Source organism: Flavobacterium sp. (assembly GCF_036782315.1).
Classification (GTDB): Bacteria; Bacteroidota; Bacteroidia; order Flavobacteriales; family Flavobacteriaceae; genus Flavobacterium.
Genome location: NZ_DAIPZK010000001.1, coordinates 92,673 through 107,206, shown reverse-complemented (window position 1 = coordinate 107,206; position 14,534 = coordinate 92,673). Strand labels below are relative to the sequence as shown.

At 32.5% G+C, this 14,534-nt stretch carries 13 protein-coding genes; 11 read left to right on the top strand and 2 right to left on the bottom strand.

What is annotated here, in order from left to right:
• Nucleotides 1-24: 24 nt before the first annotated feature.
• Nucleotides 25-999 (bottom strand): succinylglutamate desuccinylase/aspartoacylase family protein, encoded by a 975-nt coding sequence (locus tag V7P59_RS00405; RefSeq protein WP_333807585.1) that lies wholly within the window; start codon nt 997-999, stop codon nt 25-27.
• A gap of 180 nt (nt 1,000-1,179) precedes the next feature.
• Between V7P59_RS00405 and uvrC the strand changes: the two genes are divergently transcribed.
• From uvrC to V7P59_RS00350, 11 genes are all read left to right on the top strand, one after another.
• Nucleotides 1,180-2,976, top strand: coding sequence for an excinuclease ABC subunit UvrC (gene uvrC / locus V7P59_RS00400; protein WP_333807583.1), 1,797 nt, complete (start codon nt 1,180-1,182; stop codon nt 2,974-2,976).
• Nucleotides 2,977-2,981: 5 nt separating this feature from the next.
• Nucleotides 2,982-5,180: a patatin-like phospholipase family protein gene (locus V7P59_RS00395; RefSeq protein WP_333807582.1), complete on the top strand. Its 2,199-nt coding sequence runs from the start codon at nt 2,982-2,984 to the stop codon at nt 5,178-5,180.
• A gap of 170 nt (nt 5,181-5,350) precedes the next feature.
• Nucleotides 5,351-6,508, top strand: a complete 1,158-nt coding sequence (locus tag V7P59_RS00390; protein WP_333807579.1) for a homogentisate 1,2-dioxygenase — start codon at nt 5,351-5,353, stop codon at nt 6,506-6,508.
• On the top strand, nt 6,509-6,961 hold the full coding sequence (locus V7P59_RS00385) for a CCC motif membrane protein (RefSeq protein WP_333807577.1): 453 nt from the start codon (nt 6,509-6,511) through the stop codon (nt 6,959-6,961).
• Between the two features lie 13 nt (nt 6,962-6,974).
• Nucleotides 6,975-8,138, top strand: a complete 1,164-nt coding sequence (hppD, locus tag V7P59_RS00380) for a 4-hydroxyphenylpyruvate dioxygenase (RefSeq protein ID WP_333807575.1) — start codon at nt 6,975-6,977, stop codon at nt 8,136-8,138.
• A 287-nt stretch (nt 8,139-8,425) separates the two neighbouring features.
• Nucleotides 8,426-9,202, top strand: a complete 777-nt coding sequence (locus V7P59_RS00375; RefSeq protein WP_333807574.1) for a DUF3108 domain-containing protein — start codon at nt 8,426-8,428, stop codon at nt 9,200-9,202.
• On the top strand, nt 9,202-10,128 hold the full coding sequence (locus V7P59_RS00370; RefSeq protein ID WP_333807573.1) for a tryptophan 2,3-dioxygenase family protein: 927 nt from the start codon (nt 9,202-9,204) through the stop codon (nt 10,126-10,128). The genes V7P59_RS00375 and V7P59_RS00370 overlap by 1 nt, the downstream gene beginning before the upstream one ends.
• 26 nt (nt 10,129-10,154) lie before the next feature.
• Nucleotides 10,155-11,393 (top strand): M23 family metallopeptidase, encoded by a 1,239-nt coding sequence (locus tag V7P59_RS00365; protein WP_333807572.1) that lies wholly within the window; start codon nt 10,155-10,157, stop codon nt 11,391-11,393.
• Nucleotides 11,393-13,030, top strand: a complete 1,638-nt coding sequence (pgi, locus tag V7P59_RS00360; RefSeq protein WP_333807571.1) for a glucose-6-phosphate isomerase — start codon at nt 11,393-11,395, stop codon at nt 13,028-13,030. The genes V7P59_RS00365 and pgi overlap by 1 nt, the downstream gene beginning before the upstream one ends.
• 99 nt (nt 13,031-13,129) lie before the next feature.
• The gene (locus V7P59_RS00355; RefSeq protein WP_333807569.1) at nt 13,130-13,555 is read left to right on the top strand and encodes a hypothetical protein; all 426 of its coding nucleotides are present in this window, start codon (nt 13,130-13,132) and stop codon (nt 13,553-13,555) included.
• Nucleotides 13,556-13,600: 45 nt separating this feature from the next.
• Nucleotides 13,601-14,101 (top strand): septal ring lytic transglycosylase RlpA family protein, encoded by a 501-nt coding sequence (locus tag V7P59_RS00350; RefSeq protein WP_333807568.1) that lies wholly within the window; start codon nt 13,601-13,603, stop codon nt 14,099-14,101.
• Here V7P59_RS00350 and V7P59_RS00345 read toward each other — a convergent pair whose 3' ends face one another.
• Nucleotides 14,102-14,533: a YciI family protein gene (locus V7P59_RS00345; protein WP_333807567.1), complete on the bottom strand. Its 432-nt coding sequence runs from the start codon at nt 14,531-14,533 to the stop codon at nt 14,102-14,104.
• Between the last annotated feature and the right edge of the window lies 1 nt (nt 14,534).

Genomic DNA, 14,534 nt, shown 5'->3' with positions numbered 1-14,534 from the left:
AATCCAATAAAAACATGATAATTGTTAGCTTTCCGATTCTAAATGCGTTGAAACGTGAAAAATAGCATCACCTTGATATACAATCGGCGCATCGTTTACATTGATGACATAGCCATCATGAGGCGCTTTCATTTTGTGTTCGACTTTTCCGTATGGGTCGGAAATAGTAGCGATTAGTTCTCCTTTTTTTATAAAACTACCAATTTTCACCAAACCATGAAACATGCCTGAATATTTCGCCCTTACCCAATTCGATTTTTCAATATAAATAGGTTTTTTCGATTTAATATTGGCTTTTTTTCTAGGGTTTAGCATGTCTAAATGATCTAAAAAACGCTTAGTGCCTTCAATAGCATCTTTGGTAACTTCTTCATTGATATCCAATGATTTTCCGCCTTCAAAAAGTAACATTTTAACGCCTAATTTATCGCAAGAATTTCGAAACGAACCCGAAATATTCTTCGAATACAAGGTAAAAGGCGCATTGAAAACATCGGAAAGTTCTTTGAGTTCTGGATTTTCTGGTACTATTCTAATTTGAGGAGCATTAAATCGACTGGCACCACCTGCATGAAAATCAATCGCATAATCCACGTGTGGAATAATATCTTTTAAAATATAATACGCAAAACGACTAGCCAAAGAACCTGTTTTACTTCCAGGAAAAACCCGATTCAAATCGCGACCATCTGGAAATTCACGTGTTTTATTGATGAATCCAAAAATATTGATAATCGGAATGCATATTATTGTTCCGCGTTTTGGTTTGTTGATTTTTTGAACAATTAACTGGCGTACAATTTCAGTTCCGTTGATTTCATCGCCATGTAAACAAGCGGTAAATAAAACCGTTGGACCATCAAGTTTTGAACGTTCCACAATTATTGGAATTTTCAATTTATTCATGGTGTGCAACTTGGCAATTTCCATGTTAATGGTTTTGCTTTCGCCCGCTAAAATGGTTTCTTTAAGGATTACAAGTGGTTTTGAGGCTGTCATTTTTAAAATCTAAAGTGTTAAAAATACAAAAACAATTGTCATTTGAGAACACAGATTTAAGAAATTTGAGAAATTGAAAAAATCTTTGTGCTCTTGGTGGCTTCTTTGTGCCTTTGTGGTTAAAAACTTCAAGAATTCAAAAACAAATCTCTTATCTTTGTTCTATCATCTTTCAATAAAATGCAAACACCATTAGAACTTCAAATCCAAACCTTGCCCGATAATCCGGGTGTGTATCAGTATTATGATAAGGAAGGGAAAATTCTATATGTTGGGAAAGCGAAAAACTTAAAAAAACGCGTTCAGTCGTATTTTACTAAGAATCACGATAATTATAAAACATCGGTTTTAGTTAAGAAGATAGTTACGATAAAGCACATTGTTGTTCCAACGGAAACCGATGCGTTATTGTTGGAAAACAACTTAATAAAAAAGCTCCAACCTCGCTATAATGTTTTGCTTCGTGATGACAAAACCTATCCTTGGATTTGCATCAAAAACGAACGATTTCCTAGAATATTTTCCACTCGAAAAATGATAAAAGATGGTTCGGAATATTTTGGCCCTTATACGAGTTTTAAAACCGTTCACACCATTTTGGATTTGATTAAAGAATTGTATCCATTGCGAACTTGTAACTACGATTTGTCAAAAGCAAATATTGATTCAGGAAAATTCAAAGTATGTTTGGAATATCATATTGGCAATTGCAAAGGACCGTGTGAAAGCTATGAATCTTTGGAACATTATCAAAGTCAGATTGAAAAAATTCGTCAAATTTTAAAGGGAAATTTCAAAGAAAGTTTGAAAGATTTCAAAAAATTAATGACCGATTTAGCGATGGAAATGAAGTTTGAAGAAGCGCAAAAAATCAAAGAAAAAATCGAGATTTTAGAAAATTATCAATCGCGTTCAACGGTTTTAAATCCGAAAATCACCAATTTGGATGTGTTTTCGATTATTTCAGATGAAACCATGGCGTATGTGAATTTTTTACAAATTTCTCACGGAGCCATTGTGCGTTCGCATACGTTGGAATTAAAGAAAAAATTAGACGAAACTAATGAAGAATTATTAGAATTAGCGGTTGTAGAATTACGCGAACGTTTTCATTTGAATGCGCGAGAAATTGTAGTTCCTTTTCCAATTGATTTAGGCGAAAATATCAAAGTTACGGTGCCGCAATTGGGAGATAAAAAGCAAATTTTAGATTTATCAGAACGTAATGCTAAATATTATCGATTAGACCAATTAAAGCAAATCCAAATCGTTGATCCAGAACGCCACACCAATCGTATCATGGCACAAATGCAAAAAGATTTGCGTTTATCAGTTGAGCCACGACATATCGAGTGTTTTGATAATTCGAATATTCAAGGAACGAATCCGGTATCGGCTTGTGTGGTATTTAAAGATGGTAAACCGAGCAAGAAAGATTACCGTCATTTTAATATCAAAACGGTTGAAGGTCCAAATGATTTCGCTTCAATGGAAGAAGTTGTTTACCGAAGATACAAACGTATGTTAGATGAAAATCAATCCTTACCACAATTAATTATTATTGATGGTGGAAAAGGACAGTTGTCTTCGGCTTTAAAAAGTTTGGATGATTTAGGTTTACGAGGAAAAATAGCAATAATCGGAATTGCAAAACGCTTAGAAGAATTGTTTTATCCAGGCGATTCAGCTCCACTATATTTAGATAAAAAATCAGAAACACTAAAAGTTATACAACATTTGCGAAACGAAGCACACCGATTTGGAATTACCCATCATCGCGATAAAAGAAGTAAATCGGCTTTAACCAATAGCTTAGAAAGTATTCCAGGAATTGGCGAAAAAACGATGATTACATTAATGAAACATTTCAAAAGTGTTAAAAGATTGCAAAATGCCGACGAAAAAGCAATTTCTGAGGTTATAGGTGTTTCAAAAGCCAAAAAAATTTACGACTTTTACAAGAACAATACCCTTTAACAGAAATGAAAAAACTAATCTTGTTTGTAAGCCTACTATTTTTTACCCAAATCAGCTTAGGACAAGAAAATCCACGACCAAAAGTAGGACTTGTACTTAGTGGTGGTGGTGCTAAAGGATTGGCGCATATTGGTGTGCTTAAAGTAATCGATTCGCTTGGTATAAAAGTAGATTACATTGCTGGCACTAGTATGGGTGCAATCGTTGGCGGATTGTATGCTTCAGGTTATAATGCCGAGCAATTAGATTCTATCTTTTCTAATGTCGATGTTGATGCCTTGCTTCAAGATTACACTCCAAGAGAAGCGAAATCTTTTTACGAAAAACGAAATGATGAAATTTATGCTTTAACGCTTCCTTTCAATAAATTTAAATTAGGATTGCCCTCTGGATTGTCTAAAGGACTTTATAATTTTAATTTGATTTCTTCGTTAACACAACATGTGAGTTGTGTTAGAGATTTTAAAAATTTACCCATTCCGTTTTTATGTATTGCTACAGATGCAGAAACGGGAGAAAAAGTGGTTTTAGATTCAGGTGTTTTGGCTCATAGCATGATTGCAAGCGGTGCTTTGCCTACTCTTTATAGTCCTGTTGAAATAAATGGTAGGGTTTTAATTGATGGCGGCGTTGTAGACAATTATCCTATCGAAGAATTAAAAGCAAGAGGCATAGATGTTGTAATCGGAGTAGATGTTCAGGATGGATTAAAAAGTAGAGATGAACTTAAAGGAGTTACCTCGGTTTTAGCTCAAATTAATAATTTTTCCATGATTGAAAAAATGGAAGGAAAGCAAAAAGCCACCAATATCTATATTAAACCTGAAATCAAAGGATATAGTGTTGTAGCTTTTGATAAAGGACAAGAAATTATCAGTAAAGGAAAAGAGAAAGCTTTAGAGTTTGTAAAACAGTTAACACTTTATGGAAATCCGAATCATCCAAACACAAATAAAGTTGTGGTACAAGATTCCATTTTAATTAAAGATATTGTTTTTAATAAACTTGACAATTACACTCGAGCTTATATAATTGGAAAATTAAATTTTAAGAGAAACACTAAAATCTCAAATAAACAACTTCAAAAAGGGATTTTAAATTTAAACGCTACCCAAAACTTTAGTAGTATCTATTATTCTTTCGAACAAATACAAGATGGTCATAAATTGGAGCTTCATTTAAAAGAAAAAGAAACTAGTACTTTTTTAAAATTTGGATTGCATTATGATGATTTGTTCAAAAGTGGTATTTTGTTAAATTACACAAAGAAGAAATTATTGGTAAAAAACGATGTTGCTTCTATAGATGTGATTTTAGGAGATAACTTTCGCTATAATTTTGATTACTATATTGATAATGGTTTTTATTGGAGTTTTGGTTTTAATTCCAAGTTGACAGCCTTTAATAGAAATATAAACAGCAATATCACAGGAGATTTAACATCTAATACAGGTCTAAGTGCTATTAATGTAAATTTTACCGATTTAAGTAATCAGGCCTATTTACAAACGATTTTTGCCCAAAAATTTTCTATCGGTGGTGGTTTGGAGTTGAAATATCTACGATTAGTTTCAGAAACGCTACAAAATACAAGTCCGGTGTTTGAAAATAGCAATTATCTCTCTTTTTTTGGATTTGTAAAATATGATTCATTTGATAAGAAATATTTCCCTAAAACAGGATGGAACTTTAATTCTGAAATACGTTATTATGGATATTCATCTGATTATAAAAACAATTTTGAACGATTTTCCATTGCAAAAGGAGATTTTAGCTTTGCGCAACCTGTTTTTAAAAACATGACTTTCAAGTTGCAATCGGAAGGTGGTTTTGAGATTGGTGAAAGAAGCGTTCCTTATTTCGACTTTATTTTAGGAGGTTATGGTTTTCAACAAGTGAATAATATAAAGCCATTTTTTGGTTATGATTTTTTGAGTATTGCAGGAGATAGTTATGTAAAATTATCACTTACAGCAGATTATGAGTTTTTTAAGAAACATCATTTCAATTTTATTGCTAACTTTGCTAATGTAGGAAACAAAATTTTTGACACTATAGACACTTGGTTAGTAAAACCAAATTATTCAGGTTATTCAGTGGGTTACGGAATGGAAACAGTAATTGGTCCAGTAGAAATTAAACATTCATGGTCGCCAGAAACTAGAGATCATTACACTTGGTTCTCAGTAGGATTTTGGTTTTAAAAAAAAATTACGATATTTGTGATGATGAAAAATTGGACCGGCTTACTTTCGCATTTAAAGTTCCTCATTAAGAGAAATCCTGAGTGAGTACAACTTCTTTTTGATTTAATTAAAAAGTTTTAAAAACCTATTTAAAGCTTTTAAATTTATAACTTTTTAAACTTAAAGAAATGCCAATATATCACAAGTTAGGGAAAATCCCTCATAAACGTCATATACAATTCCGTAAGCCAAACGGAGATCTGTATTATGAGCAATTATTTGGAACAGTTGGTTTTGACGGTATGTCAACCAATTCATATCATGAGCAACGACCAACTCAGGTCAAAGAAATCAGAAGACAATACAGTGTTGCGCCAAAAATTGCGAAGTCAAATAATATTCAATCTTATAAATTAAGAGGATTTGATATTGCACCACAAGATGATTTTTTAGAAAGTAGAAAAATTGTTTTAACAAATTCGGATTGCCATATCGTTTTGGCTGCACCAAGAAAATCTACAACCGATTATTTTTATAAAAACACCGATTCAGATGAAGTAATTTTCATTCACAAAGGAACAGGAAAATTAAGAACCATGTTAGGAAATTTAGATTTCAAATATGGCGATTACTTAGTAATTCCTCGTGGTATGATTTACAAAATTGATTTTGATACAGAAGACAATCGCTTGTTTATTGTGGAATCACATTCACCAGTTTACACTCCAAAACAATACAGAAACTGGTTTGGACAGCTATTAGAACATTCTCCATTTTGCGAGAGAGATATTCGTCGCCCTGAGGAACTAGAAACCTATAACGAAAAAGGCGATTTCGTAATTAAAGTAAAGAAAAAAGACGAAATTTTCGAATTGGTATACGCTTCTCATCCGTTTGATGTAATTGGATACGATGGATTTAATTATCCATATGCTTTTTCAATTCATGATTTTGAACCTATTACAGGCAGAATTCATTTACCACCACCAATTCACCAAACTTTTGAAACAAATGCCTTCGTAATTTGTTCGTTTGTACCAAGGTTATACGATTATCATCCATTATCAATTCCTGCACCATACAATCATAGTAATATAGATGCCGATGAGGTATTGTATTATGTTGATGGCGATTTCATGAGCAGAAATGATGTAAAACCAGGAAACATTTCCTTGCATCCTGCTGGAATCCCTCATGGACCACACCCAGGAGCAGCAGAAAGAAGTATTGGTAAAAAAGAAACGTTAGAATTAGCTGTTATGGTAGATACTTTTAAACCTTTAATGGTAACAGAAGACGCTATGGGTATTGCTGATGATACGTATTATCAATCTTGGTTAGAGTAAATGAATTATAATAAATTATCGGCCGATCCTACTGCATTAATACTTGGAATAATTGCTTTTGTAATTATGATCTTAGGGTTTTGTTGTGGATTAGTTGTATTTGTTTCGTTGATTTTAGGAGTTGTAGGATTAGTCCTTTCAATAAAAAGTCTTAAAGAATATGAGGCAAATCCAACAGTTTATTCACATCAAAGTCAACAAAATGTATATGTTGGAAAAATTATTTGTTTGATTACAACTATTTTGTCTACGATATATTTTATTATTGTAGTGTTTGCGGTGGTTTTTTATCAATTAAGTCTTTCCGATCTTTTTAAAAATAAAATAGAACAAATAAGAAATCAAGAAATTAAAGATTCCATTTATTTGGATGAAGAAATTGAAGAAAATTATAGTAACGATTCCATTTATATAGATACCACATTTGTAGATTCTATAAAAAAGGAAAATTAAAATTTAAAGAATTATGGCACAAGAAATAAAATCAGTTGAATACGGATTAGAAAAAATCTTTGAAGGAGCACAAGACTTCTTACCTTTATTAGGAACAGATTATGTTGAGTTATATGTTGGAAATGCAAAACAAGCAGCTCATTTTTACAAAACCGCTTTTGGGTTCCAATCTTTAGCTTATGCAGGGTTAGAAACAGGAGTTAAAGACAGAGCTTCTTATGTTTTAAAACAAGACAAAATCCGTTTGGTATTAACAACAGCTTTAAATAGTAATTCACCAATTGGAGAGCACGTAAAAAAACACGGCGATGGTGTTAAAGTTATTGCGCTTTGGGTAGAAGATGCGCGTCATTCTTTTGCTGAAACAACTAAACGTGGAGCAAAACCATATTTTGAACCAGTAGTTGAAAAAGATGAAAATGGTGAAGTAGTTCGTGCAGGTATTTATGGAGCATATGGTGAAACCGTTTTTATTTTCGTAGAACGTAAAAATTATAACGGAATCTTTTTACCTGGATATAGCGAATGGAAATCAGATTATAACCCAACACCAGTGGGATTAAAATATATCGATCATATGGTGGGTAATACGGGTTGGAATAGAATGAATGAGGCTGTAAAATGGTTTGAAGATGTTATGGGATTCGTAAATTTCCTTTCTTTTGATGATAAACAAATTACTACAGAATATTCCGCTTTAATGTCTAAAGTAATGTCAAATGGTAACGGAAGAATTAAATTCCCTATCAACGAACCTGCTCACGGCAAAAAGCGTTCTCAAATTGAAGAATATTTAGATTTTTATGAAGATGAAGGAGTACAGCACATTGCAGTAGCAACAGACGATATTATTTCAACGGTTGCAGAAATGCGTGCAAGAGGAATTGAATTTTTAAGCACACCACCTCAAGCATATTATGATGCAATTCCTGAAAGATTAAAAGATCATATGTCTAAATTTAAAGAAGATATTAATGAACTTCAAAAATTAGGTATTATGATTGATGCTGATGATGAAGGTTACTTATTACAAATTTTTACGAAGCCAGTTGAAGATCGTCCAACGCTTTTCTTCGAAATTATTCAAAGAATGGGTGCTCGTGGATTCGGCGCAGGTAACTTTAAAGCCCTTTTTGAGTCAATTGAGCGCGAACAAGAATTGCGAGGTACGCTATAAAAACTTAAAAATATTAACAATTTACCAAATTACAACATTGTAGAGGTGTGATTTTTGATAAAAAAATGTTAAAGTTGAATTTTAATTGAGAATAATTCAAAAACATATATACCTTTGCACTCGCAAAACAAGGAGGTAGTTTGCCTTGAATTGTAATAAATTTTCATAATTTATAGTTTTTTGGTTGGTTAATAGCATAAAAACTCAGTCATATTTTTGACTGGGTTTTTTTGTTTTAGTATTTTTGGAACGAAAATTGCATTTTCATTTCTAAAAATGAATTTACCATGAAAAAAATAGTTCTTCTTATAGTTCTTTTTATTACTACAAACTCATTTGTAGTTCAAGAAGATGCATATACTACTGGTGAATGGTTCAAGCTTAGAATCCATTACGGAATTGTAAATGCAGGATACGCAACTTTAGAAATAAAAGAGGCAGTTAAAAACAATAAAAAAGTACATCATGTAGTAGGTAAAGGTTGGACCGTGGGTATGACCAAGTTCTTCTTTGGTGTAGATGATAATTACGAAAGTTATTTTGATAAACAAACAGGAAAACCATATCAATTTGTGAGAAAAATTGATGAAGGTGGATACACTAAAAATCAAGAAGGCTTTTTTAATCAAGACAAGAATACCGTTTTAGTTAAAGATTACAAGCATAAAACCGAAAAAACATTTTCTGTTCCAGAAGAAGTGCAAGATATTGTGTCTTCATTTTACTACTTACGAAATCATCCAAAAATTGATAAATTAAAAGTGGGTGAATTCATTGCAATTGATATGTTTTTTGATGATGAAACCACAAAGTTTAAGTTAAAATTTATTGGTAGAGAAGATATAAAAACTAAATTTGGAAAAGTTTCATGTATGGTTTTCAGACCCTATGTTCAGGCAGGTAGAGTATTCAAAGAAGAAGAAAGCTTAACCGTTTGGATATCAGATGATGACAATAAAATTCCAATCCGTTTAAAAGCAAGTTTAGCAGTAGGTTCGTTAAAGGCCGATTTAGATGCTTTTAAAGGATTAAAAAATTCATTCAAAGTTAAAGTAGATCAATAATGGAAATAACTCCTAAAATTCAGGAACAATTAAATCAACTTCATGATAAATTTGAAGCAATAAACCAAAACACATCCACTCATTTAGAAGGGTTACTTTGGGCTAAACCCATCACATATTGGGATTATATCCAAACCGATGCGCTTTTGAGTCTTCAAACACAACGCACTACTTTGCCAGACGAAATGGTGTTTGTGATGTATCATCAAGTAAATGAATTGTTGTTTAAAATGATTCTTTGGGAAATGAACCAATTGTGTCATAACGAAAAACCTTCAACGGCTTATTTTACTGAAAAATTAGGAAGAATTAGTCGTTATTTCGATATGCTAACTACTTCTTTTGATATTATGAAAGACGGAATGGAGCCTGAGCAATATCTAAAGTTCCGAAATACACTAACACCTGCCAGCGGATTTCAATCGGCACAGTATCGTTTAATTGAATTCAGTTCAACCGATTTAATCAATTTGATTGATAATCGTTTTAGAGCAACAATTGACAGAAATACACCATATGAACACGCATTCGAACATTTGTATTGGCAAGCAGCAGGAAAGGATTATCACACAGGAGAAAAATCGTATCTAATTTTAGAATTTGAAAGAAAATACAAAAAAATGTTCTTAGATTGGATGGAAGAATATAACACCATCAACTTGTGGAGAAAATTCAAACAATTACCAGAAGCAGATCAACAAAATCCAGAATTAGTAGCTGCAATGCGTCATTATGACAAAACGGTAAATATTACTTGGGTGATGGGACATTTTAATGCAGCAAAAAAATATATTGAAAGTGTTCCAGGAAATCACGAAGCAACCGGTGGAAGTGATTGGAAAAAATATATGTTACCAAAATACCAAAAAAGAATATTCTTCCCTGAATTATGGACGAAAGAAGAATTAGATAACTGGGGAGAATAACCGCCTTGCGCAAAAAACAAAAAACATTGAAATATCTAGTAGCAGCCCTTTTATTTGTTACTTTTTTTACGGCTTGTAATTCTAAAGAAGAAAAAGAAAATGCAAAAAAAGCAGTAGTAAAAAAAGAACCTATTATTAAAGAATACGGATTTACCTTTAACGACTATCAAGTGGTTAGAGACACCATTCGTTCTGGCGATACTTTTGGTAAAATTTTAGAAAAATATCCTCTAAAAGACAGTTTGCGAGTACATGATATTACCGAAAAAGTAAAAGACTCATTCAATGTTAAAAGAATTAAAGCAGGGAAACCTTATATTATGTTTCTCGATAAAAAAAAGCCTAACACGCTACAAGCTTTAGTTTATATCGAAGATAGAATAAGCTATACTGTGGTCGATTTTAGAGATTCTATTGCAGTTTTCAACAAAAAAAAGCCTACTACAATAAAAAGAAGAGTTGTGGCAGCCGAAATTCATGGTTCGTTATCCGAAACATTGAGTAATGCTGGAGTTAGTGCAGGTTTAGCTAACAATTTAGCTAATATTTATGCCTATACAGTCGATTTCTTTAAAATTCAAAAAGGAGATAAATTTGCGGTTACGATAAACGAACGCTATATAGAAGACTCTATTTATGTAGGAGTAGAAAGCATTGAAGCTTCATATTTTGAGCATAAGGGAAAAAAAATCTTTGCTTTTCCTTACAAATTATCTGAAAATCAAAAGCATGCGGATTATTATGATGAAAATGGAAAAGGATTAAAAAGTATGTTTTTGAAGGCTCCGTTAGATTATTTCAGAATTTCTTCTAAGTTTTCAGGACGTCGTTTTCATCCAGTTCAAATGACTTGGAAAGCTCATAACGGAACCGATTATGCTGCACCTCATGGAACACCAATTAAAACCACTGCTTCTGGTGTTGTAGAAAGAACAGGTTATACTGCTGGAAATGGAAATTTTGTAAAAGTTCGACACAGTTCAACTTATTCTACTCAATATTTACACATGTCTAAAATTTTGGTTCGAAATGGACAAAGTGTTTCACAAGGACAAGTTATTGGAAAAGTAGGAAGTACAGGTTTGGCAACCGGCCCTCATGTTTGCTATCGTTTCTGGAAAAATGGCGTTCAAGTAGATCCATTAAGATTAAAATTGCCCAATACAGAACCTATGAACGAATCGCATAAGAAAAAATATTTAGCTCATATTGCCCCTTTAAAGAAAGAATTGGATAGTATAACAGCAGTAAAATTTAAAGAATAATGGCATTACCAAAAATTAATCCATCACAAACTGCCGCTTGGCAAAAAATACAATCACACTTTGAAAAAATGCAAGCCATTTCTATGAAAGAAATGTTTGCTTCCGATACTAATAGAGCACAAAAATTTCACATTCAATGGAATGATTTTTTAGTGGATTATTCTAAAAATATCATCAATCAAGAAACGCTCGATTTATTATTAAATTTAGCAAAGGAAGTTGAATTAAAAGAAGCGATTTCAAGGTATTTTCAAGGTGATGTAATCAATCAAACCGAAAACAGAGCCGTTTTACACACCGCTTTACGTGCTAAAGAATCAGCCAATGTTTTGGTCGATGGCGTTAATGTAATGCCAGAAGTGTATTCGGTAAAAAATAAAATCAAAAACTTCTCAAACGAAGTTATTTCGGGCAACAAAAAAGGATTCACAGGAAAACCATTTACCGATATCGTAAATATTGGAATTGGTGGTTCTGATTTGGGTCCAGCAATGATTGTAGAAGCGTTGCAATTCTACAAAAATCATTTAAACGTTCATTTTGTTTCCAATGTAGATGGCGATCACGTTAATGAAGTAATCAAGAAATTAAATCCAGAAACAACTTTATTTGTAGTAGTTTCTAAAACCTTTACTACACAAGAAACCTTATCTAATGCTGAAACTATCAGAAGTTGGTTTTTACAATCGGCTTCAAAAGACGATGTAGCGAAGCATTTTGTAGCAGTGTCAACCAATATTCAAAAAGTAACCGAATTCGGAATTAATCCTGATAACGTTTTTCCAATGTGGGATTGGGTTGGAGGCCGTTTTTCTTTATGGAGCGCTGTTGGTTTATCTATAAGTTTAGCTGTTGGATTTGATAACTTCGATAAATTATTGAAAGGTGCCAACGAAATGGACGACCATTTCAAAAACGAATCTTTCGATAAAAATATTCCAGTAATTTTAGCTTTACTGAGCATTTGGTACAATAACTTTTTTGGTGCGGAAAGCGAAGCTTTAATTCCGTACACGCAATATTTACAAAAGTTAGCGCCATACTTGCAGCAAGGTATCATGGAAAGTAACGGTAAAAGCATTGGCAGAGACGGAAAACCAGTAAATTATCAAACGGGAACCATCATTTGGGGCGAACCAGGAACGAATTCTCAACACGCTTTTTTCCAATTGATTCATCAAGGAACTAAATTAATTCCGACAGATTTCATTGGATTTAAAGAATCGCTTTACGGAAACAAAGACCATCACGATAAGTTAATGTCGAATTTCTTTGCTCAAACCGAGGCTTTACTAATGGGTAAAACCGAATTGCAAGTAAAAGCAGAGTTCGAGAAACAAGGAATTACAGGTGAAAAAGCCGATTTTCTATTGCCTTTTAAAGTGTTTTCGGGTAATAAACCAACGAATACGATTTTAATCAATAAATTAACTCCAGAAGCTTTGGGGGCTTTAGTGGCCATGTACGAACACAAGATTTTTGTGCAAGGTATCATTTGGAATATCTTTAGTTATGATCAATGGGGTGTAGAATTAGGGAAACAATTAGCGAATTCTATCTTAGATGAAATTGAATCAAAAGAAGTAAAAAATCACGATAGTTCTACCTCGTTTTTATTAAAAGCCTATTTAAGATAAGTTTTTTAAAATACCTTATATAAAAACCTCTTATTCATTTTTTTGAGTAAGAGGTTTTTTAATTTCCTATATTTGTAATTCACTTTTAAAAAATTAGGTATGTACGAAACTATTCAATCCGTTCACTCTATCTTAGCTTATGCAGCTTTAGGGCTTTTAGTATTAGCTTCAATTAATGCCATTTTTGGATTAACTTCTAAAAAATTATTCACTGATAAAGATTTACGTTTGTCTTTATTCACATTAATCATCTGCCACATTCAATTGTTAGTAGGTTTGATTTTGTATTTTGTTTCTCCAATGGGTCTAGCTCAATTAGGTAATATGAGCGATAAAGCCATTCGTTTAACATCTTTAGAACATCCATTAATTAATATTATCGCTTTAGTGTTAATCACAATCGGATGGTCAAAACATAAAAAAGAAGAAAGCAACAACGGAAAATTCAAAAAGATTGCCGTTTTCTATACCTTAGGTTTAGTATTAATTTTATCGAGACTTCCATGGGCTAATTGGTTCAACTAGTCATTGGTACAATCTTTGGTAATAAGTCACAAAATCAAATAAATTATGAAGAAAAATATCCTAATAATATCTCTTGTAGTACTTATTGCCGCATTAGTAAGCTTTTCTAATGGAACAAATTCAGGTTTCGTTAGAAAAGCTTCTTTATATGATACCGTTAAGAAAAAAGATTCCCTTCAAGTTTTAGATTCGATAAAAAAATCAGACTCAATTCGAGTAGCCGATTCTATAGCCAATTTAAAAACCAAATTATACAAGAAAAACGTTGAAGCTTCGCATTATTCTGATAAGTTAAACGGAAGAAGAACTGCAAGTGGTCAGGTTTTTAGCAATAAAAAATATACTGCAGCTCACAAAACACTAAAATTTGGTACTAAAGTAAAAGTGACCAATTTGGCAAACAACAAAAGTGTTATTGTAACCATAAACGATAGAGGTCCGCATACTAGAAAAAGAGAAATTGACATGGCAAAACGACCATTTTTAGACATTTCCCACAACAACGGACGTTCACCTTTACGAGTAAGTTTAGAAATTGTAGAATAATTATTTCAGTTTACTACCTTTAGAAGCCCACCAAGGTACCGTTTCTACAATCAATCTACCTGCTTTTACCGCTGGATCAAGATTCGCTAAGCTATCCGCTTCTTTCAAAGTTTCGGTATTGAAAAGTAAAAATCCTGAAATAGTTTCATGTTTATCAGACGGACCTGCGATACTAATTTTATTTATTTTCGCTAACCAATTGATATGTTCCATGTGTTTCTTCTGAATTTCGGCCGCTTCTTCTTTAGAATGTTCGCGATTCGGTCCTTTTTTTAACATGACTAAGAAATATTTCTGCATCACATAAGTCGTGTCTCCTTCTTTATAACTAAAAGTTTCGTGATTTGTTTTCGGTTTGTCAGGATAAATTACAGTGTTTGAACCACAAGCAAACAATACAATTAGTATTAGTATTCCAAAAAGTGTTTTCATT